The sequence below is a fragment of the Azospirillum sp. A26 genome (genome assembly GCF_042604635.1).
GTDB classification, from domain to species: Bacteria; Pseudomonadota; Alphaproteobacteria; order Azospirillales; family Azospirillaceae; genus Azospirillum; species Azospirillum palustre.
Genome location: NZ_CP170474.1, coordinates 940725 through 961499, shown reverse-complemented (window position 1 = coordinate 961499; position 20775 = coordinate 940725). Strand labels below are relative to the sequence as shown.

General features: G+C 70.0%; 15 protein-coding genes. 7 read left to right on the top strand and 8 right to left on the bottom strand.

Annotated elements, in window-relative coordinates:
- Positions 1-30 precede the first annotated feature (30 nt).
- Positions 31-1035, bottom strand: a complete 1005-nt coding sequence (locus tag ABNQ39_RS27965; RefSeq protein ID WP_376964672.1) for an ABC transporter ATP-binding protein — start codon at positions 1033-1035, stop codon at positions 31-33.
- Between the two features lie 291 nt (positions 1036-1326).
- Here ABNQ39_RS27965 and ABNQ39_RS27960 point away from each other — a divergent pair, with 291 nt between their 5' ends.
- The gene (locus ABNQ39_RS27960) at positions 1327-2082 is read left to right on the top strand and encodes a GntR family transcriptional regulator (protein ID WP_376964670.1); all 756 of its coding nucleotides are present in this window, start codon (positions 1327-1329) and stop codon (positions 2080-2082) included.
- A gap of 83 nt (positions 2083-2165) precedes the next feature.
- Here ABNQ39_RS27960 and nagE read toward each other — a convergent pair whose 3' ends face one another.
- Together nagE and ABNQ39_RS27950 are read right to left on the bottom strand one after the other, a co-directional pair.
- Positions 2166-3641, bottom strand: a complete 1476-nt coding sequence (gene nagE / locus ABNQ39_RS27955) for an N-acetylglucosamine-specific PTS transporter subunit IIBC (protein WP_376964668.1) — start codon at positions 3639-3641, stop codon at positions 2166-2168.
- Positions 3642-3700: 59 nt separating this feature from the next.
- A complete protein-coding gene (locus ABNQ39_RS27950) occupies positions 3701-4609 on the bottom strand; it encodes an N-acetylmuramic acid 6-phosphate etherase (RefSeq protein ID WP_376964666.1) in 909 nt (302 codons plus the stop codon).
- 220 nt (positions 4610-4829) lie between these two features.
- Between ABNQ39_RS27950 and ABNQ39_RS27945 the strand changes: the two genes are divergently transcribed.
- On the top strand, positions 4830-5588 hold the full coding sequence (locus tag ABNQ39_RS27945) for a GntR family transcriptional regulator (protein WP_376964664.1): 759 nt from the start codon (positions 4830-4832) through the stop codon (positions 5586-5588).
- Positions 5589-5638: 50 nt separating this feature from the next.
- A complete protein-coding gene (locus ABNQ39_RS27940; RefSeq protein ID WP_376964662.1) occupies positions 5639-6307 on the top strand; it encodes an HAD-IA family hydrolase in 669 nt (222 codons plus the stop codon).
- 22 nt (positions 6308-6329) lie between these two features.
- Here the strand turns inward: ABNQ39_RS27940 and nagA are convergent, their stop codons facing one another.
- The 3 genes from nagA to ptsG form a co-directional block, all read right to left on the bottom strand.
- Positions 6330-7490 (bottom strand): N-acetylglucosamine-6-phosphate deacetylase, encoded by a 1161-nt coding sequence (gene nagA, locus ABNQ39_RS27935; RefSeq protein ID WP_376964660.1) that lies wholly within the window; start codon positions 7488-7490, stop codon positions 6330-6332.
- Complete coding sequence (locus ABNQ39_RS27930) at positions 7490-8563, bottom strand: SIS domain-containing protein (protein ID WP_376964658.1); 1074 nt, start codon at positions 8561-8563, stop codon at positions 7490-7492. Before ABNQ39_RS27930 ends, nagA begins: the two co-directional genes overlap by 1 nt.
- A gap of 179 nt (positions 8564-8742) precedes the next feature.
- Complete coding sequence (gene ptsG, locus ABNQ39_RS27925) at positions 8743-10527, bottom strand: PTS glucose transporter subunit IIBC (protein ID WP_376964656.1); 1785 nt, start codon at positions 10525-10527, stop codon at positions 8743-8745.
- A 331-nt stretch (positions 10528-10858) separates the two neighbouring features.
- Here ptsG and ptsP point away from each other — a divergent pair, with 331 nt between their 5' ends.
- Entirely contained in the window at positions 10859-13441 is a 2583-nt protein-coding gene (gene ptsP / locus ABNQ39_RS27920; RefSeq protein WP_376964654.1) for a phosphoenolpyruvate--protein phosphotransferase, read from the top strand.
- A gap of 72 nt (positions 13442-13513) precedes the next feature.
- On the opposite strand, the gene ABNQ39_RS27915 is transcribed toward ptsP, so the two are convergent.
- Complete coding sequence (locus tag ABNQ39_RS27915) at positions 13514-14215, bottom strand: hypothetical protein (protein ID WP_376964652.1); 702 nt, start codon at positions 14213-14215, stop codon at positions 13514-13516.
- Between the two features lie 350 nt (positions 14216-14565).
- Between ABNQ39_RS27915 and ABNQ39_RS27910 the strand changes: the two genes are divergently transcribed.
- The 3 genes from ABNQ39_RS27910 to ABNQ39_RS27900 all read left to right on the top strand — a co-directional run bounded on the left by ABNQ39_RS27910 (position 14566) and on the right by ABNQ39_RS27900 (position 19369).
- Positions 14566-15474 carry a DUF6502 family protein gene (locus tag ABNQ39_RS27910; RefSeq protein ID WP_376964650.1) on the top strand — a complete coding sequence of 303 codons (909 nt, stop codon included), beginning with the start codon at positions 14566-14568 and terminating at the stop codon, positions 15472-15474.
- The gene (locus ABNQ39_RS27905; RefSeq protein WP_376964648.1) at positions 15471-16904 is read left to right on the top strand and encodes a DUF5666 domain-containing protein; all 1434 of its coding nucleotides are present in this window, start codon (positions 15471-15473) and stop codon (positions 16902-16904) included. Before ABNQ39_RS27910 ends, ABNQ39_RS27905 begins: the two co-directional genes overlap by 4 nt.
- Before the next feature lie 362 nt (positions 16905-17266).
- Positions 17267-19369, top strand: a complete 2103-nt coding sequence (locus tag ABNQ39_RS27900; protein WP_376964646.1) for a methyl-accepting chemotaxis protein — start codon at positions 17267-17269, stop codon at positions 19367-19369.
- Here ABNQ39_RS27900 and ABNQ39_RS27895 read toward each other — a convergent pair.
- Entirely contained in the window at positions 19347-20576 is a 1230-nt protein-coding gene (locus tag ABNQ39_RS27895; RefSeq protein WP_376964644.1) for an ROK family protein, read from the bottom strand. The two genes, ABNQ39_RS27900 and ABNQ39_RS27895, sit on opposite strands and share 23 nt — an antisense overlap.
- Positions 20577-20775: the final 199 nt, after the last annotated feature.

Sequence of the window (20775 nt, the reverse complement as noted above, 5' to 3'; positions counted from 1 at the left end):
TTGTTTTTTGATGAGCGGTTTTTGAAAAGGTCAGGCCACCAGCGGGTGGATGTCACGGCGGCTCCAGCCGGCACGCACGCGGTCGCCCACGCCCACGGGGGCATCGAAATAGCGGGCCTCATCCAGCACGACGGCGAACTCGTCGGCACCGGCAACGTCGAGGCTGAGATGGACCGAGGCGCCGTGATACTCCAGCGAGCGCACCGTGCCCTCCACCTGGATTTCGCTCGGCATATCGGCCCCGCCGAGTTGGATGCGGTCGGTCCGGACGGCGCAGCGGCCGGCGTCGCCCACGACCCCGCCTTCGATCACGTTGTGGCCGCCGATGAAGCGGGCGACGAAGGCGGTGCGCGGCTGGTTGAACAGTTCGCGCGGTGGCCCGGCCTGCTCGATCCGCCCCTGGTTCATCACCACGGCAAGGTCGGCCAGCGCCATCGCCTCGGTCTGGCTGTGGGTGACATGGATGAAGGTGATGCCGATGTCACGGTGCAGGCGCTTCAGCTCCTCCCGCATGCGCACCCGCAGGAAGGGGTCGAGCGCCGACAGCGGTTCGTCCAGCAGTAGCACGCCCGGCCGGGTGATCAGCGCACGGGCCAGCGCCACGCGCTGCTGCTGCCCACCCGACAGCTGCGACGGCAGGCGGCCGGCATATTTGCCCATGTCGACCAGATCGAGCATCCCGGCCGCCCGGCGCCGCCGCTCCTCCTTCGCAACGCCCTTCATCTTCAGGCTGAAGGCGACATTGTCGGTGCAGTCGAGATGGGGGAACAGGGCGTAGCTCTGGAACATCATCGCGGTGCCGCGCTTGGCCGGAGGGTCGTCATTGACCACCGTGTCGCCGATCAGCAGGTCGCCGTCGGTGATGTCCTCGTGCCCGGCGATCATCCGCAGGGTGGAGGTCTTGCCGCAGCCGCTCGGCCCCAGCAGGCAGCAATAGGACCCGGCGGCGATCCGCAGATCGATGCCGTCCACCGCCACGGTCGTTCCATAGGCCTTGCGCAGCTTCACCAGCTCGACCGTCGAACCTGCCGTCATCGAAGGGCCTCCAGAATTGTGCACAATCTGCGCGGTCGTTTGTGACCGTTCCGCCTTTTGCATCCCGCGTGCCAACGGTCAAATGGCGGAAACCCGCCGATCCCATGGCCGTCTTCTGCGTAAAGGCGCGGCATTTGTGCAGCAGTTCGGCGCAGTGGCGCGGTTTTAGGCACTTCTGATCAGGGCGAATACCGGCATCCCGCTCAAGCGATTGCGGTTCCCTCGCTGGCCCGCTTTGTGCACAATTTGCGGTACGTTTCCCGCACTCCGGTAAAAGCACATTCCCCGCCCATGACCACCGCCGCCCCCGCCAAGCCAGCCCGCCGCACTCCTCTCGCCCGCACCGGTGGGCCGCGCGGCAACGCGGAATCCCGCATCGTCCGCAGCATCGGGGAGGCCATCGCCGACCGCCGCCTGCCGCCCGGCACCAAGCTGACGGAGGAAAGCCTGGCCGAAGCCTTCGGCGTCAGCCGCGAGCGGGTGCGCAAGGTGCTGCTTCTGCTGGCACAGCGGCGGGTGGTGACGCTGATCCCCAACCGTGGCGCCTTCGTCGCCAAGCCGTCGCCGAAAGAGGCACGCGAGGTGTTCGAAGCGCGCCGGGTGATCGAGCGTGCGATCATGGAACGGCTGGAGCGGCTGCCCCGCCCGCTGTCCGACGACATGCTGGAGAAGCTGCGCGGCCATGGCGCGCTGGAGGACGCGGCGGAACGCGCCGCCGACCGCAAGGCGATGATCCGCCTGTCCGGCCAGTTCCACCTGCTGCTGGCCGAGTTCGCCGGCAACGCGACGCTGGCCGGCATCCTGACCGACCTGATCGACCGTTCCAGCCTTGCCATCGCGGCATTCGAGCGGCGCTCGTCGCACACCTGTTCCGCCGACGATCACCGCCGCCTGATTGCCGCCCTGATCGGCAACCGCCCCGGCGAGGCGACCGCCCTGATGATCGAGCATCTCGACGAGGTCGAACGCCAGCTGGATCTTGAGGCGAAGACCGACACCCGCATCGACCTGAAGGCGATCTTCGCCGACGAGCCGGAACCCGCCTGACGGTACACAGGCCTCAAAAGACGGAAAGCCCCGGTTCCGCGAGGAACCGGGGCTTTCCAATGGTGGGACCGGGGTGCCTTCGATCAGACCCGCAAGCCCGCCGACGCGTTCAACGAGTCCTGGATCTCGCCCGCCAGCTGGTCGGCAATCGGACCGACGATCACCTGGACCGAATTGGCCGACGGCTTCACCACACCGCGGGCGCCGATGCGCTTCAACTCCACCTCGTTCACCCGGCTGGCATCGGCGACGTTCAGGCGCAGGCGGGTGGTGCACGCTTCCACCGAGCGCAGGTTGCCGGCCCCGCCCAGTGCGGCAACATAAGCGCCGGCACGGTCGCTGACCGCCGGGGCCGATGCGGCCGACACAATGGCGGGCCGGACACCGGCAGCGGTTGGCGCCTGACCGGCGGGAATGGCGATGTCGTCGCGGCCCAGCGTCTTCAGGTCGAAGCGCTGGATGACGAAGCGGAACAGCCCGTAATAGATGGCGAAGTAAGCGGCGCCCACCGGCAGCAGCAGGATCGGGTTGGTCGCCTTGCCATAGTTCAGCACATAGTCGAACAGCCCCGCCGAGAAGCCGAAGCCCAGCTTCACGTTCAGCACGTCCATCAGCACCATCGACAGGCCGGTCAGCACGGCATGGACAGCGAACAGCACCGGCGCCAGGAAGATGAAGGCGAACTCCACCGGCTCCGTCACGCCAGTCAGGAAGGCGGTCAGCGCCATCGACAGCAGCACGCCGCCGACCGCCGCCCGGTTCTCCGGCTTGGCGGTGTGGTACATGGCGAGGCAGGCGGCGGGCAGGCCGAACATCATCACCGGGAAGAAGCCGGCCATGAAGGCGCCGGCCGTCGGGTCGCCCTTGAAGAAGCGGTTCAGGTCGCCGGTGACGCCCTGGTAATCGCCCAGCAGGAACCAAGCGATGTTGTTGATGATGTGGTGCAGCCCGGTGATGATCAGGATGCGGTTGAGCACGCCGTAGAGGAACAGACCGAACTCGCCCAGCCCCAGCACGCCGGTGGTCAGCGCGGTCAGTCCGGAATCGACGACGGGCCAGCCATAACCGAAGACCAGCGCGATCCCCAGCGCCGCCAGACCGGTGACGATGGGCACGAAGCGCCGCCCGCCGAAGAAGGCGAGATAGTCCGGCAGCTTGATGTCCTTATATTTGTTATAGAGCTGTCCGGCGATGATGCCGATCAGGATGCCGACCGGGATGCTGATGCGGCTCGACATCTTCGCCACCAGTTCCGGCGCGACGCCGCTCAGCACCACCGCACCCTTCACCGCCACAAAATAGCCGACGGCGCCGGCCAGCCCGGCGGCGCCGTGGTTCTCGCGGGCAAAGCCGATGGCGATGCCGACGGCGAACAGGACGCCCAGGTTGGAGAAGACGGCGTCGCCCGCCGCGGCGATGAAGGCGATGTTCAGCAGGTCGGGCTGGCCGATGCGCAGCAGCAGCCCGGCAATGGGCAGCACGGCGATCGGCAGCATCAGCGCCCGCCCAAGCCTCTGGACGCCCGAAAAACGGTCGCCCGACAAACGATCAGCAGACATTCGGACGTCTCCCAGTGCAACGGGCTCCGGCCTCAAGGGGGCCGGGCCTCGCATGTTGGTCATTCTTGCGTTTTGGAGCCCGACCGCGCCTGTTCCATGGCGCGGCGCAGGTTGCCGCCGGTCTCGACCAGCAGCCGGTCGATCTCGGGCGCTTCCAGCCCGGCCAGCCCCAGCACGGCGCGGCGCACGTCACCGTGCCGCTCCAGCGCCGTCCCGGCCGCATCCTCATCCACGCCGGCGATGCGGGCGACCATGGCGGTGCAGCGGCGGCGGAGCTTGGCATTCTCCGGCCGGACATTGATCATCAAATTGTCGTAGACATTGCCGAGCGCGGTCATGACGCCGGTCGAGAACAGGTTCAGCACCACCTTCTGCGCGGTGCCGGCGCCGAGCCGGGTCGATCCGGCGATCACCTCGGCCCCCGTCACGGTCAGCACCGGATGCTCCACCGCGTCCAGCAGGGGGGAGCGCGCGCTGCTGGCGATGCCCATGGTCAGGGCCCCCGCCTCCCTTGCTGCGCGCAGGACACCGACGGTGTAGGCGCTGGCGCCGCTGGCGGACAGGCCGACCACCACGTCGTCGGCGCAAACGCCCGCCCGTCCGGCATCGGCCCGCCCTGCCCCCTCGTCATCCTCCGCCGCGCCGGCCAGCCCGCGCGACAGGTCGAGCCCGCCGGCGATCAGCAGCACCAGCCGCTCCGCCGGCCAGTCGAAGGTCGGCCCCAGATCCAGCCCGTCGAGGGCCGCGACCATCGCCGACGACCCGGCCCCGGCATAGACCAGCCGCCCATTTCTCGCAGCGAGACGATCCGCGGCCGCCTCCACGGCAGCGGCGACCAGCGGCAAGGCGGGAGCGCAGGCGGCGAGTGCGCGCGTCTGCCCCTCCCAAAGGGCCGTCATCAGTTCGGCGGCCGGCCACACATCCAGCCGGCTGTACCGGTTCGCCGCATCTTCCGTGCCGCCCGCCATCGTTCCGGCTCCGCTGTCGCCCCGGCGTCAGGTCAGGGGCTGGTGTTGTCTGGTTGGTGGTATTAGATTGGACTGTATGCGCAGAATACCAAAATCCGGACATTCCGCAATCTGAAACTGGTTGTAATTGTGCTTGCCCCTCTGCATCCCGTCCGGCGCCTGTTGCCCAAAGGCCTTTCAGTGGTATCATGCCGGTTCCGGAGCACTGGAGTGGTTGCCGATGTCCACTGCCGCCGCCGCGGCCCCGTTCGACCCGACCGCCCTGTCGGATGCCCTGCCCCTGCCGCTGTACTTGCAATTGGCGCGGCATCTGCGGACGCTGATCGTCGAGGGCAGGCTGACCGACCAGGACGCCCTTCCCGGCGAGCGGGAGCTGGCGGAGACCTTCGGCGTGTCGCGCGTCACCGTGCGCAAGGCCCTGCGCGAACTGATCGCGGAGGGGCTGCTGCACCAGCGCCAGGGTGCCGGCACCTTCATCAACCGCAGCCCCCATGTGGAACAGCGGCTGTCCGCCCTGACCAGCTTCACCGAGGACATCGGCGGGCGCGGGCTGAAGCCGGATTCGCGCTGGCTCAGCCGCTCGGTCGCCACCGCGACGCCGGAGGAGGCGATGGCGCTGGGCCTGCGTCCGGGGGCGGAGGTGGTGCGGCTGCACCGGCTGCGTCTGGCCGACGGCACCCCGCTCGCCATCGAACTCAGCGCCCTGCCGACCAGTTTTCTGCCCGATCCCGATCTGGTGCAGGGTTCCCTGTACGAGACCCTGCGCGGGCGCGGCCATGCACCTTTCCGCGCGCTGCAACGCTTGTCTGCCATTCGCCTGCCGGCGGATCAGGCCACGCTTCTGGGGGTTCCCGACGGCGCCCCCGCCCTCTACATTGAGCGCCGCACCTTCCTGGAAAACGGAACCCCTCTGGAGTTCGTCCGTTCCCACTACCGCGGCGACGCCTATGACTTCGTCGTGGAGCTGTCGCTGGTCTGATCCCCCCGGACCATTCCGTCCCACACCGACGATTCCAACGAGAGCGAGCGATGAAGCCTGCCCTTGATACCCCCTTCCGCGTCCGCGCCATCCTGTTCGACATGGACGGCACTCTGATCGACACCAAGGGTCCGGTTGAGCGCTCCTGGCGCGCCTGGGCCGCCCGGCACGATCTCGATCCCGAGGCGATCCTTGCAGTCTGTCATGGCGTCCGCAGCATCGAGACCGTCCGCCGCTTCGCCCCCGCCGGTGCCGACATCGACGAGGAGGTGCGTCTGGTGGAGGAGTGCTACACCGGCGACACCGAAGGGGTGCGCGCCGTCCCCGGCGCGCTGGAGCTTCTGCAATCGCTGCCGCGCCACCGATGGGCGGTGGTCACCTCCGCCCCGCACGACATGGCGCGGAAGCGCATCGCCCAGGCCGGCCTGCCGCTGCCCGACCTGTTGATCGGCGCCGACAATGTCAGCCAGGGCAAGCCCCACCCCGAAGGTTACCGCACCGCCGCCGAGAGGCTCGGCTTCGACCCGCGCGACACCGTGGTGTTCGAGGATGCCCCGGCGGGACTGGCGGCCGGCAACGCGGCAGGCGCCTGGGTGATCGGATTGACCACGACGCTGGCGGCGCATGAGCTGGACGGCAACCTGTCCCTGCCCGACCTGACCGCACTGCGGGTGCGCGTGGACGAGGATGGTCTGGAGATCGTGGCGGTGGGCGTGTGATCTATGTGAAGTCAGCCCCCACCTAAGCCCCCCGCCACTCCCCCTCGACCCAAGTCCCGCGCACCGTCAGGTCCGGCCGCAGCAGCACCAGATCGGCCCGCCAGCCAGGCGCGATCCTGCCCCGCTCGCCGTCCATTCCCAGGAACTCAGCCGGATAGAGCGACGCCATCCGCAGTGATTCCTCCAGTGGCAGGCCGATCAGCGTCCCGGCATTGCGCACCGCCGTCGTCATGTCGAGATCGGCCCCCGCCAGAGTGCCGTCGGCCAGCACCAACCGCCCGTCGCGCCGGTAGATCGTCCGCCCGTTCAGCTCGAAGCGATCCGCGTCGGTGCCGGTCGGCGGCATGGCGTCGGTCACCAGCATCATCCGGCCGCGCGGCCGGGCGGCCAGCGCGGCGCGCATCATCAGCGGATGAACGTGATGCCCGTCGGCGATCAGCCCGCACCAGGGCCGTCCGTCGCCCAGCGCCGCCCCGGCCGGGCCGGGCTGGCGGTTGGCGATGCTGGGCATGGCGTTGTAGAGGTGCGTCACCCCGCGCACGCCGAGATCGAAGGCCTCCACCACCCGCTCGGCGCTCGCCATCGTGTGGCCGACCGACAGGATCACCCCCGCCGCCATCAGCCGGGACAGCGCCGCATCCTCCACGCATTCCGGCGCCAGGGTCAGCAGCACCCGGCCACCCGGCATCCGTGCCGGCAGCCCGCCGATGAAGGCGAGATCGCCCTCGTCCGGTGCGCGGACGAAGCGCGGGTCATGGGCGCCGACCCGCTGCGGGCTGATGAAGGGGCCCTCGAAATGGATCCCGAGCACACCGCTGCCCGGTTTGGCCACTGCCGTCACCGCCGCCTCGGCGGCGGCACGGTGGCAGTCGGGAGTATCGGTGATGATGGTCGGCAACAGCCCGGTGGTGCCGAAGCGCCGGTGCGCCGCGGCGATGGCCAGTGTCGCGTCCGCCGTCGGCTGCTCGTTGAACAGCACGCCGCCGCCGCCGTTGACCTGGATGTCGAGGAAACCGGGCGCCAGCAGGCCGCCGGCCTCCAGCGCCACCGTCCGCTCGACCTCCGGCGGGGTGCGGCCGGGCGCCACGATGTCGAGGATGCGGCCATCGGCGACCAGCAGGCTGCGGCCGTCGAGGATGGTCTCGCCCGTGAAAATCCGGGCACCGGTCAGGAGCTGTCGCATCAGACGGTCTTCGTCACTTTGGCAAGGTTGGGCGGGCTGTCGGGGTCGATGCCGCGGGCCAGCGCCAGTTCATAGACCGCGCCATAGAAGCTCTGCAATGCCGCCAGCGGCGCCGCCTCCGGCGCGATCCCCGGCAGGCTGGGCAGCAGCGTGGTTCCCGCCAGCCCCGCTTCGGTGGTGGCGACGCTCGCCCCCAAACCGACGATGCGCTCAACCACCGCGCGGGTGTGGGGCTCCGCCGCATCGGGCTGGGTCAGGGCCAGCACCGGGAAACTGGGGCCGACCAGAGCCAGCGGACCATGGACCACCTCCGCCGCGCTGAAGGCCTCGGCATGCAGGCGGCAGGTTTCCTTGAATTTCAGCGCCATCTCCAGCGCCGCGCCAAAGCCGACTCCGCGCCCCAGCACATAGAGGTTCTGCGCGGTGGCGAGCGGCATCAGCGCCGGCTTCCAGTCCAGCCCCTTCGCCGCCTCCAGCGTGTCGGGCAGGGCCGCCAGCGTCGCCTTCAACGCCGGATCGTCCTGCCAGTGCGCCACCAGCTGCAGATAGGCGGCCAGCGAGGCGATGCAGGATTTCGTCGCGGCGACGCTGCGTTCCGGCCCGGCCGCCAGCGGCAGGAAATGGTCGCACATTTCCGCCAGCGACGAGTCCTCGGCATTGACGAAACCGACCACCCGCGCACCGCCGGTCTTCGCCGCCTCCACCAGCCGCAGCAGGTCTGGGCTGCGGCCCGACTGCGAAACGGCGATGAACAGCGCCCCCTCCAGGCTGAGATGCCCACCATAGACCGAGGCGATGGACGGCCCGATGGAGGCCACCGCCCGCCCGATCCGCGTCTCGATCAGATATTTGCCATAGGCCGAGGCATGATCGGAGCTGCCGCGGGCGCAGGTGACGACGAAGCGCGGCGGCTCGCGGCGCAACCGTTCGCCCAGTTCGGCGAAGCCGGCGCCACAACGCTCAATCTGCCGGGCCACCGCGGCGGGGGCCTCCGCCGCCTCCACCGCCATCAGTGGGGCCATCAGCGGGGTAGAGCGGGAGGCGTTGAACTCTGGAATGCCCTGATCGGTCATGGCGGCGCTCGCGATTGACTGGTATAGATACCAATGTAAGACCTTCTTGCGCCGGAGGCCAGCGTCCATTGGTGGAATCTCATCACGACAGCCGCCGCAATGCGGAAAAGAAAAGCGGCGCGACCCGGAAAAGGTCGCGCCGCACGATAAAACCACTCAAATACCAGACAGGATGCCCGCTATTCGGCGGCGCGCCGTCCGCCCGGCAGCATGCCGGTCATCGCACCGGCCAGCGCGTCGGCGTCGTTGCCGACGATCAGGTCCAGGCCGTTGGCGCCCAACCCCATCACCGCGCGCACGCCGGCCCGCTTCAGCGCCTCGGCATTCGCCTTGCCGGCATCGCTCAACTCGACCCGCAGACGGGTGGTGGCGAATCCGGCCACGTCCTTGATGTTGCCGGCGCCGCCCAGCGCCTCGGCGATGCGGGCGGCGCGGTCGGTCGGGACCGCCGCCGCGGCCGGAGCGGATACCGGCTTCGCTGCGACCGGTGCCGCCACGGCGGCGGGACCGTCGGCTTCCGCGCCAGCGCTGTGCAGATACTCCTGCATCTCCGTCTTCAGATTCTCCGACAGGGTGCCGAACACCGCCTGCACGCTGTCGCGCACCCGCAGGACGCCGGACGCGCCCATGCCGCGCAGCTTGCCGTCGTCGACGCGGGCCGGGTCCTTCACCACCACGCGCAGGCGGGTGATGCAGGCGTCCAGATTGCTGATGTTGCCACGCCCGCCGAAGGCCAGGACGAGGTCGCGCGCCCGCTCGCTGCCGGTGGCGGTGCTGACGCTTTCCTCCGTCGCGTCCTCGCGGCCGGGGGTCTTCAGGTTCAGCGCCAGGATGGTGTAGCGGAACACGACATAGTAGATCGCCGCATAGACCGGCCCCAGGATCAGCACCAGCCACCATTTCTGCGACAGCGGGCTCAGCGCATTGAACAGCACGAAGTCGATGCCGCCCTGCGAGAAGGTGAAGCCCATATGGGCGCCCAGCGAGTTCATGATGAACTGCGAGGTCGCCGCCAGCACCGCATGGATCAGGTACAGCACCGGCGCCAGGAACAGGAAGCTGAACTCGATGGGTTCCGTAATGCCGGTCAGGAAGGAGGTCAGTGCGGCGGACACCATGATGCCGCCGACGCGCACCCGGTTCTCCGGCTTGGCGGTGTGCCACATGGCGATGGCCGCCGCCGGCAGGCCGAACATCTTGAACAGGAAGGCGCCGGACAGGATGCCGGCGGTCGGATCGCCGGCGAAATAGCGGGCGATGTCGCCATGGACCACCTGCCCGGCGGCATTCTGGAACGACCCGATCTCGAAGAAGAAGGGCACGTTCCAGATGTGGTGCAGGCCGAAGGGGATCAGCAGGCGTTCGACGAAGCCGTAGATGGTCGCGGCCAGACGCGGATCGTTCACCGCCGCCCAGCGCGAGAAGCTGTTGATGCCCTCCTGCACCGGCGGCCAGACCACCGACAGCACGATGCCGAGCACGATGGCGGCCAGCGCCGTGATGATCGGCACGAAGCGCTTACCGGCGAAGAATCCCAGATAGGCCGGCAGCGCGATCTTGTAGAAGCGGTTGAACATCGCCGCCGCCAGCCCGCCGGCCAGGATGCCGCCGAACACGCCGGTTTCCATCGACTTGATGCCCATGATGGTCTTCGGCTCCATGCCCCAGACCCCGGTCATCACGCCCAGCGTGGCGAGCATCACGATATAGCCGATGGTGGCCGCGATGGCCGACACGCCGTCATTCTCGGTGTAGCCCAGCGCCACGCCGATGGCGAAGATCAGCGGCAGATTGCCGAAGATCACGTCGCCGGAATTCTTCATCAGCATCGACAACAGCGGCGGCATCCATTCGAAGTTCGCCGCGCCGATACCCAGCAGCAGACCGGCGACGGGAAGAACCGCCACCGGCAACATCAGTGACTTGCCGATTTTCTGTAGAAACGCAAAGGGGTTCATTGCCATGGCGGCTCTCCCGCAAATTGTCCGGCGGCGGCGACATCCTAGGTTCCGGATGGGTCGGCCCTGGGTGGAACTACAACCTGACCCATGCTCGGGTTTCACGACATAGGCGACATAGCGTGCCGGGCAAGCTTGCGGCTTATCCCCGATGCGCCATGCGGGGCGCGGATTGGCCGCAGGCTTCCGCCTTTCCCGGACGGGATCTTTCGATAACATATGACGAGAATTGCGCTTGGGCTATGCGGCGTCTGCGCACAGACGGCGTCCGATACAGGAGACGCCCGCCAGGGGATGCCCGCTGCGGTCTGGCGATAAGAAAAGAGGACCGAACCACATGATCGCGATCACGCTTGCAGCCCCGCTGGCCGGATGGGCCATGCCGCTGTCCGAGGTGCCCGATCCCGCTTTCGCCCAGGGGCTGGTCGGAACCGGCATGGGGATCGACCCCACGGTGAACGAGTTGCGCAGCCCCTGCGACGGCACCGTGCTGTCGATCCACCGGGCGCGCCATGCCTGCACCGTCCGCACCGCCAGCGGGGCGGAAATTTTGCTGCATCTGGGGGTCGACACCGTCGGCCTGAACGGCGAGGGCTTCACCGCCCATGTCCAGGACGGGCAATCGGTGAAGACCGGCGACCGCCTGATCAGCTTCGACATGGATCTGGTGGGAAGCCGGGCGCAGAGCCTGGTCAGCATGATGGTGGTGGTGAATGACGGCTACACCGTCGACGGCCAGTCCGTGAACCGCGAGATCGCCGCCGGCGACGCCGCGATGACCGTCCATGGCGGCAGCGGCGCCGATGCCGGACTTCCCGCCGCCGCTCCCGACTCGGGAGAAGACGGCGACGGGGAAACCGGCGAGCGGAGCGTCGTGCTGCCCATCGCCAGCGGGCTGCATGCCCGGCCGGCGGCGGCCCTGGTCGCCGCGACCAAGGCCTATCCCGGCACCGTCACCATCCACTGCCGCGACCGCCGCGCCAACGCCAAGAGCGTGGTCGCCCTGATGGGGCTCGGCACCATGCTCGGCGACCGGCTGACGGTGCGCACCGCCGGCCCCGGCGCCCAGGACATGGCGGAGAGCATCGCCGTGCTGATCGAGGGCGGGCTGGGCGATCCGGTCGTCCCCGGTGCCTCGGCCGCTGCCGCTGAACAGGTCGCGCCGGCTGCCACCGCCATCCCGGCCCAGCCGGCCGCCGAGGAAGAGGTCGGCCCGCCCTTCGCCCCCGGCGAGGAGGTGCTGCTGAAGGGCACCATCGCCGTGCCGGGACAGGCGGTCGGCGCCGTCATCCGCCGGTTCCGCAGCATTGTGCGCGTGGTCGAACAGGGCGCCGGCCCGGATGTCGAGGAGCCGCGCCTGCGCCGGGCGCTGGAGCAGGTCGTCGTCGGTCTGGCCCAATCGGCGCAGCGGATGCCCGAACACGCCGCCATCTTCCAGGCCCACCGGGAGCTTCTGGACGATCCGGAACTGCTGGACGGGGCGCTCGCCGACATCCGGGCCGGCAAGAGCGCCGAATGGTCCTGGCAGCGCACGGCGCGCCTCCAGGCCGACGCCCTGGCCGCCCTCGCCGATCCCCGCATGGCCGAACGCGCCGCCGACCTGCGCGACCTCGAACAGCAGGTGCTGACCGCCCTGTCCGGCAAGGGGCCCGACGTCGGGCTGGCCGAGTTGCCGTCGGGCAGCATCGTCCTGGCCGACGAGATCCTGCCCTCCGACCTCGCCGGGGTTCCGGCCGGACGGCTGGCGGGCATCGGCATGGCGCATGGCGGCCCGACCTCCCATGCCGTCATCCTGGCGGCGGCGCTGGGCGTGCCGACCGTGGTGGCGCTGGGCCGGCAGGCGGAGCGGGTGCCGGACGGCGCCCCCGTGGTGATCGACGGCAACCGCGGCGAGCTGCTGGTCTTCCCACCGGAGGACACGCTGGCGGCAACCCGGACCGCCGTCGCCGCCCGCACGGCGCGCCGCGAGGAGAACCGCCTCACCTCCCGCGAGGACTGCCGCATGGCCGACGGCACGCGGATCGAGGTGTTCGCCAATCTGGGCCGGGTCAGCGACGCCCCCGGCGCGGTGGTGGAGGGTGCCGAGGGCTGCGGCCTGCTGCGCACCGAGTTCCTGTTCCTGGAACGCCAGTCCGCCCCGACCGAGGACGAGCAGTACCAGCAGTACCAGCAGATCGCCGACGCGCTGGAAGGCCGGCCGCTGGTGATCCGCACGCTGGATGTCGGCGGCGACAAGCCGCTGTCCTACCTGCCCCTGCCGAAGGAGGAGAACCCGGTGCTCGGCCTGCGCGGCGTCCGCGTCGGCCTGCGCGAGCCGGAGCTTCTGCGCGCGCAGATCCGCGCCATCCTGCGGGTGAAGCCGGCCGGCGTCTGCCGCATCATGGTGCCGATGATCGCCTCGCCGTCCGAACTCCAGGCGGTGCGGGCGATGGTGGATGAGGAGCGGGCAAAGCTCGGCCGGGCCGAACCCATCGAGCTGGGGGCGATGATCGAGGTGCCGGCCGCCGCCCTGATCGCCGACCGCATCGGCGCGGTGGCCGACTTCCTGTCCATCGGCACCAACGACCTGACCCAGTATGTGCTGGCGATGGACCGCGGCAACCCGCATGTGGCGGCCCAGCTCGACGCGCTGCATCCGGGCGTGCTGCGGCTGATCCGCCTTGCGGTGATGGGGGCGAAGACCCATGACCGGGTGGTCGCGGTGTGCGGCGGCTCCGCCTCCGACCCGATGGCGGCGCCGCTGCTGATCGGCCTCGGCGTCACCGAACTGTCGGCCACCCCGGCGGTGATCGCCGACCTGAAGGCGTTCATCCGCACCCTGCGCATGGAGGATTGCCGCCGCGTCGCCGAAGCCGCCCTCGGCACCGACAGCGCCGACGAGGTCCGCCGGCTGGTCGCGGAGGCCTGGCCGGCGCTCTGAGATCCTGACATGGAAAAAGCCGGCCGCCCATCGCTGGGCGCGCCGGCTTTTCAATGCGTTATCGAATAAGCGCTACACCCGCCCGGCCATCAGCAGCACCGCCGCCGCCTGCCGGCCGCCATGCCAGCGGGCGGCACTCCGGGCAGCGGCGCGCATCGCGGCGATGCCGATCAGCGATGCGGCGACGAACAGCCCCGGCGTCAGGTCGCCGCGCATCAGCAGCGCCGCACCCAGCCCGACGATCAATACGCGATAGACGGTTTCGCAGAAGCCCAGCCCGGCGAGGAAGCCGTCGGTGCAGCCGAAGCTGTCGGCTCCGGCCAGCCGGGCGAGCTGCGACTGCCCGCCCGCGGCATGCGCCGGCCCGGTCGCCCCCACCGCGATCATCGCCGCCAGCGCCGCAACTCCGGCCAGCGCCATGGCACCCATCAGCGGAGTCACCAGCGCCAGCACCGCCAGATGGACCGGCGCCCATGCCGCCTCCAGCACCCACAGACGCGGCAACCACCCGGTGGCGGCACCCGACGGCACCAGCCGCGCCAGCTCCCGCGATTGCGCCAACTCCAGCATCGCATGCAGGGCGAACAGGCTCAGCGCCACGGCCACCAGCAGAAGAAGGCTGCCATCGTCGCCCCCCACCCACAGGGCATCCTGCAATGGCCGGGCATAGAGTGCGCTGCCGGCCACCAGCAGGTTCGCCGCCACCCCGAACAGGCAACTGCGGATCAAAGCGGACCGGTTGGTGACCGCGTGACGGGCGATGGACGACGCCATGTCGGACGCTCGCGTTCGGAAGGGAAGGACCGGCGGCAGGCTCTGCGCCCCGCGCGCCATAGCGGGGGCCGGACAGTCACGGCCAGCGGGCTGGCGGGCGGGCTGATGATCGAACGATGACAGGCTCATGCTGGCTACGGCCGGGCGACCGCTCCTTAAACCTCGGCGGACCTCGACGGTCCTCCTGGCACTGCGCAGCCACGGCGACCGTCGCATGTCCGGCATGATGAGTGGGAAAATTTCCCACATCAAGCGAAAAGGTGATTCCCTTTCCCTTCCGCCGCGCTATTGTCACGTCGGTCCTCAGATCGATACAGGACCCAGCCCCCAACCGCCGGAGTGTCAGGCGCGTGCCGATCCGCAGCCCCGAACCAGACCGCGCGACAGTGGCCGGCAGCACCGGGGCGGCACCGCCGCCGGCGCTGCTGACGGCGGTGCGCCGGCTGCTGGTTCCGCTGGTGCGGACGCTGATCGGCTTCGGCATTTCCTGGCCGATGCTGGCGAACCTTCTGAAGTCGGTGTATGTCGAGGTGGCGGAGCGCGGCTTCGCGCTGCCCGGAAAGCCGATGACCGACAGCCGCATCACCCTGCTGACCGGCGTCCACCGCAAGGATGTCAGCCAGATCCGCAGCGCGCCGCCGGTCGCGGAGGCCGCCGCCGCCGCCGCCCCGTCGCTGGGTGCCCAGGTGCTGAGCCGCTGGCTGACCGACGCCGCCTTCCTCGACACCGACGGCCGCCCCCGCCCCCTGCCCCGCGTTTCCGATGGCGAAGCCGGCTTCGAAACGCTGGTGACCGGCATCAGCAAGGACATCCGCCCGCGCGCCCTGCTGGACGAGCTTCTGCATGCCGGACTGGTGACGGAACGGCCGGACGGGCTGCTCGACCTTGCCGAGGCGGCGCATGTGCCGCGCGGCGACCTGGACAAGCTCGCCTACTATTACGGCCGCAACCTTGCCGACCATCTGGCGGCGTCCGGTCACAATCTGGCGGGCAGCACGCCGCCGTTCCTGGAACGGGCGCTCGCCTATGACCGGCTCAGCCCCGACTCGGTCGCCGTCCTGCGGCGGGAGGCCGACCGGCTGGGCATGGCGATGCTGGTCGAGCTGAACCGCCTGGCTACCGATCTCGCCGATGGCGACGCCGGCCGCGACGACGCCGGCTACCGCTTCACCGCCGGCCTCTACCTTTATGACGAGGAAGAGGCCGGCGATCCTGCGCGGCAGGATGCCGGGGCCGGCGAGGGAGCGGCGGCATCGTGATCCGCAAGCCCGCCCCCCTTGGCCGCATGCTGTTGCTGACGCTGATGCTGGCCGCCGCCGGCTGCGGTCCCTCTCAGAACCGGGATGGTGGAGTGGCGGACCGGGGCATCGGCGGCACCGGCGTTTCCGTCGCCGACCGCGGCATCGGCGGCACCGGCATAACCAGCACCGGCATCGTCGGAACCGTCACCGCCTTCGGCAGCGTCTGGGTCAACGGCCTGCGGGTCGATCTGCCGCAGACGACCCAGGTGCGGATCGAAGGCCGGCCGGCCCAGCCCGGCGACGTGCGGATCGGCCAGACGGTCGCCATGACCGCCGCCCCGGGCGGGCCGACCGGCCTGACGGCGCAGACGCTGGAGGTGCGTTTCGCTGTCGCCGGCCCGGTGGACCGGACGGCGACCGGCGGCGCTCTGGTGTTGGGACAGCGCATCGACCTTGCCGAGGCGGAGGGCACCACGGCGCTCACCCCCGGACGCTGGGTCGCGATCTCGGGCCTGCGCCGGCCGGATGGGGTGATCGACGCCAGCCGCGTCGATCCCTGGGAGCCGGCGCGCGGCTGGGTCCTGCGCGGACGGCTGGACTCCGTGACAGCGAAGACGCTGACCGTCGCCGGGCTGACGCTGTCCCGCGGCCGGAGCCTGACCGGCGCCCTCCCGGCGGTGGGCAGCATGGTCCGCGTCGCCGGCAAGCCCGATCCCGCCGCGGCGCTCGCGGTGGAATCCGATCCCTTCAATCCCTTCGGCAGCACGGTCAACGCCCTGTCGATCGAAACCTATGTCGATGCCTCCGGGCAGACGACGAGTCCGGGCGGCCCGCGCATCGGCCGGCCCGACGGCAAAGCCGCGCCTGCGCGTGTGGTGATCGACAGCGTGGTGACGGCCGGCGGCGGAATCGACCGCAGCCGGTCCTTCGGCGCCCAACGCCTGGGAGGCCGCTCGCTCGACGGCGCCGATCCCGCCGCCCGTGCCGCCGGGCTGGCACGGGCAGGCATGCGCCCCGACGGCCCGCAGGGGCAGGACGCACCGGGTATGGAGGGGCTGGGCATGGAGAGGCCGGCCATGGAGAGGCCGGAAGGACCGCTCGACGGCGTGCGCACCCATCCGGGATGGGGGGCGCCACCCAGCCCTTATGGCGGCCCCTATGGCGAGCCGGCCACCGGCCAGCGTCCCGCTGCCGGCCCCAACTTTGGCCCGGACGGCAGCTCCGCCTCCGGTGCCGCCCGTGCGGCCAGCCCGCCCTCTTCCACGGGCGCCTCGCCGGAGTCCACCGCCGCCCCGACCGGCGGTGGGTTCGGGGGAGGATTCGGCGGTCCCGGCCGGGGACGGGGCTCCATGCCGGGGGATGGCGGTTCGCCCCATGGCGGCCCAAGAGGAGGGTTCGGCGGAGGGTTCGGTGGTGGGCCGGATGGGAGTCGCGGCGGGCGTTTTTGATCAAGCACCGCGACCGTTGCGTACAAATAACGCCACTTCCTGGACTTAAGTATTTATTTTAAAAGCCGGAGATCTGCCTTTGCCCCCGCTCGCAAGGTGCTGCGGCATTTTGATCCATACTTGGATTTCGCCTGCATTCCCGACCTTATCCGCATTAGCATATTAATATATCAACGTCGGAGGAAAGCCGTCGCGGAAGACCGGCGCCATTGTCAACCGGGGATGAACCGAAACCGCATAGCCGGTTTCCGGTATCGTCTTCGGTTCAGGCCCTGACCGGTTTCCAAGACCCGCCCTGGCAGGGGGAACGGTGTCGCGCCGTCCGCAACGGCTCCAACCTTTCGCACAGACAGGACCAGACCATGATCCCGCTCCTTTCGCGGCTGTCGATCCGCGCCACCCTTGGACTTGTCGTCGCCGCGCTGGGGCTGTTGCTGATCGCCACCAGCAGTGTCACCCTGATCGACGTCGTCGACCGCACCCGCAACGCCCAGCGGGTCGCCACCCTCAGCGAGACCAGCCGCGACCTGCTGCGCACGCTGCTGGCGATCCGGTTGGAGCGCGGTCTGGTCGGCCCGGCGCTGGGGGCGGAGGAGCCGGCCGGCGACGCCGAACTGCGCGACATCGCCGCCAACCGCGCGGTGGCGGAAAACGGCTATGCCGCCATCGCCGCCAAGCTGGATGCGCTCGACCTTCCCGGCCTGCCGGCTGCGGCCGCGACGCTGCGCACCGCCCACGACACGCTGGCGGCCCTGCGCCGGCAGGCCGATGGCGCGCTGCGCCAGCGCAAACCCGCCCGCGATCCGGCGGTGGCGGAGGCCTGGGCGACGGCGCCGGTCGCCTATCTCGACGCGCTGACCGCCGCGACCGATCTGCTGGACGGATCGCTGAAACTGGCCGATCCGATGATCGACCATCTGCTCGGCATCAAGCGCGCCGCCTGGAACACCCGGCTGAATGCCGGCGGCATGGCGCTGCGTATCCAGACCGCGGTCGCCACCGGCCAGGCCTGGACGCCGGCCGATGCGCAGGCAGTGGCGGAGGCCATCGGCCGTACCGGTCAGGCCTGGGCCCTGGTCAGGGAATCGGCCTCCCGCCCCGACACGCCCGACCGGATCCGCGAGGCGGTCGAAAAGGCCAAGGTGAATTTCGAAGGCCCGCTGGTCGAGCAGCGCAAGGCGGTGCTCGCCGCCCTCGCCGAAGGCCGCAAATCTCCGGTCGAAATCGGCACCCTGCGCCAGCAGGACACCGCCAGCCAGGGCTACATCGTCGACGCCGCCCTGGCGGCGGTGGACCGCATGGTCGTCCGTTCCGATGCGCAGGCCGCGCGTGCGACGCAGGATGCCGTCATCGCCGGACTTCTGGTGGTGGCCGCCGTGCTTCTGACCGTCATCGGCATGGTCGTCGCCAAGCGCCGGGTCAGCGATCCGATCCGCGAGATGACCGAGGCGATGCGGCGTCTGGCCGACCGCGACATGGCCGTCGCCATCCCCGGCCTGGGCCGCGCCGACGAGATCGGCGGCATGGCGGCGACCGTCACAATCTTCCGCGACAGCATGTTGACCGCCGACCGTCTGGCGGCGGAGCAGGCCCGCGAACAGGCCGCCAAGGAGGCGCGGGCCGCCCGGCTGGAAGCGCTGATGCGCGATTTCGATGCCAAGGCCATGCACATCGTCGAGACGGTGGCATCGGCCGCCACCGAGATGCAGGGCACCGCTGGCGCCATGTCGACCACCGCCAGCCATGCCAGCGCGCAGGCGACCGCCGTCGCCGCGGCCTCCGAACAGGCGTCCGTCAACGTCCAGACCGTGGCGTCGGCGACCGAGGAGCTGTCGGCCTCCATCCTGGAGATCGGCCGGCAGATCGCCGCCTCCACCCGCATCTCGGGCGAGGCGGTGACCCAGGCCGAACGGACCAACAGCACCATGCGCACGCTGGTGGAGGCGGCCGACCAGATCGGCCATGTGGTGGAGATGATCAACACCATCGCAGCACAGACCAACCTGCTGGCGCTCAACGCCACCATTGAAGCGGCCCGCGCCGGGGAGGCCGGCAAGGGCTTCGCCGTCGTCGCCGGCGAGGTCAAGGCGCTGGCCAGCCAGACCGCCCGCGCCACCGACGAGATTCAGGCCAAGGTGAAGGAGATTCAGCAGGCCACCGGCGGCGCCCAGGACGCCATCCACGGCATCGGCCAGACCATCGGCCGCATCAGCGAGATCACCACCACCATCGCCGCCGCCATTGAGGAACAGGGCGCCGCCACCCGCGATATCGCCGGCAACGTGACGGAGGCCGCGCGCGGCACCACCGAGGTGTCCTCCACCATCGTCGGCGTCAACCACGCGGTGCTGGAGACCGGTTCCGCCGCCACCGAGGTGCTGGACGCCGCCAGCAGCCTTGCCCGCGAGGCCGAAACCCTGCGCGGCGAGGTGACCTCCTTCATCACCGCCGTGCGGGCGGCGTGACGCCAGTCCCCGTCGTCGGTCCGGCCAGCATGGTTTCCTGCACCGCCATCACCGCGGCGCCGATCACCCCGGCGCTCTCGACCTCCGGCACATACTGGATGTCGAGATGCCGGGTGGAGAGGGCGAGCGAGCGCCGATAGACGCTCTGCCGGATCGAGGCCAGCAGCAGCGGCCCGATCCGCGCCACGCCGCCGCCGATGAAGATGTGCGACGGGTTGAAGAAGTTCACCACGGCGGCCAGCATCCGCCCGATATGGCCGCCGGCCTGCTGGACGATGGCGGTGGCCGCCGCATCCCCCGCCCGGCTGGCGTTGCCGAGATCGACCGTCGTCAGCGCGCCGTTGCGCTCCAGCACCTCCATCAGCCGCGGGCTTTCGCCGCCCCGCGCCGCGTCCTCCGCCATGCGCGCGATGGCCGGTCCGGCCGCCATCGCCTCGACGCAGCCGGCATTGCCGCAATGGCAGACCGGCCCCTGCGGATCGACGCAGATATGGCCGACGTCGCCCGCCGACCCGTCCCGCCCGCGATAGACCAGGCCGTGGCAGATGATGCCGCAGCCGATGCCGGTGCCGACCTTGATCACCAGGAAGTTCTGAAGCTGGCCGCGCAGGCGCCAGTGCGTGCCCAGCGCCATGATGTTCACATCGTTGTCGACGAAGACCGGGGCGGCATACTCCTCCGCCAGGAATTCACGGATCGAGAAGGTCTCCCACCCCGGCAGCAGCGGTGGGTTGACCAGCATGCCGCTGTCGAAGGCGACCGGCCCCGGCACGCCGACACCGATGCCCAGCACCCGGCCCGGCCCGATCCCCATCCGCTCCCGCGCCTCGCGCAGCAGGGCCCGCACCCGCCCGAACACCGCCGCCGGGCCGTCGCGCACGTCCGCCGCTTCCGACCTGTGGTCCAGCACCGTCATGTCGGGGGCGAGCAGAGCCACGTCGATGCTGGTGGCGCCGATGTCGATTCCCGCCAGCACCCCCATCCGGTGGCTCAGCCGCAGCACCTCCGGCCGCCGCCCGCCCGACGAAGGCTGCACCCCGCCTTCCTCGATCAGTTCGCGGCCGATCAGGCTGGAGATCGCGAGGTTGGCCTTGCTCTTGGAGAAATCGACCGACGCCGCCAGTTCGCCCCGCGACAGGCCACCCGCCCAGAACAGCCGCTCCAGCAGGGCGCGCTCGCCGTCCGACAGACGTTGCCAGTCAACCATCGACGAGTGCCTTTCCGAACGACGCGTGTCTCCTTCCCTATCACAGCTTACCCACTTTTGCCAAATTATGTTCGAAGTCGGCCATTGTCTGTCCAAAGCGGCGGGCTTACCATCAGCCCAACGAACGAAGCGGCGTCTTACGGGACGACACGCTTCGCAGTGGGAGAAACGTCATGGACGGTATCCGCCCGGCCGCAGG

Excerpts from the sequence above, each read along its gene's own strand:
- ABNQ39_RS27965 (WP_376964672.1), bottom strand. The coding sequence starts at position 1,035 with ATGACGGCAGGTTCGACGGTCGAGCTGGTGAAGCTGCGCAAGGCCTAT.
- ABNQ39_RS27960 (WP_376964670.1), top strand. The coding sequence starts at position 1,327 with ATGACCACCGCCGCCCCCGCCAAGCCAGCCCGCCGCACTCCTCTCGCC.
- nagE (WP_376964668.1), bottom strand. The coding sequence starts at position 3,641 with ATGTCTGCTGATCGTTTGTCGGGCGACCGTTTTTCGGGCGTCCAGAGG.
- ABNQ39_RS27950 (WP_376964666.1), bottom strand. The coding sequence starts at position 4,609 with ATGGCGGGCGGCACGGAAGATGCGGCGAACCGGTACAGCCGGCTGGAT.
- ABNQ39_RS27945 (WP_376964664.1), top strand. The coding sequence starts at position 4,830 with ATGTCCACTGCCGCCGCCGCGGCCCCGTTCGACCCGACCGCCCTGTCG.
- ABNQ39_RS27940 (WP_376964662.1), top strand. The coding sequence starts at position 5,639 with ATGAAGCCTGCCCTTGATACCCCCTTCCGCGTCCGCGCCATCCTGTTC.
- nagA (WP_376964660.1), bottom strand. The coding sequence starts at position 7,490 with ATGCGACAGCTCCTGACCGGTGCCCGGATTTTCACGGGCGAGACCATC.
- ABNQ39_RS27930 (WP_376964658.1), bottom strand. The coding sequence starts at position 8,563 with ATGACCGATCAGGGCATTCCAGAGTTCAACGCCTCCCGCTCTACCCCG.
- ptsG (WP_376964656.1), bottom strand. The coding sequence starts at position 10,527 with ATGGCAATGAACCCCTTTGCGTTTCTACAGAAAATCGGCAAGTCACTG.
- ptsP (WP_376964654.1), top strand. The coding sequence starts at position 10,859 with ATGATCGCGATCACGCTTGCAGCCCCGCTGGCCGGATGGGCCATGCCG.
- ABNQ39_RS27915 (WP_376964652.1), bottom strand. The coding sequence starts at position 14,215 with ATGGCGTCGTCCATCGCCCGTCACGCGGTCACCAACCGGTCCGCTTTG.
- ABNQ39_RS27900 (WP_376964646.1), top strand. The coding sequence starts at position 17,267 with ATGATCCCGCTCCTTTCGCGGCTGTCGATCCGCGCCACCCTTGGACTT.
- ABNQ39_RS27895 (WP_376964644.1), bottom strand. The coding sequence starts at position 20,576 with ATGGTTGACTGGCAACGTCTGTCGGACGGCGAGCGCGCCCTGCTGGAG.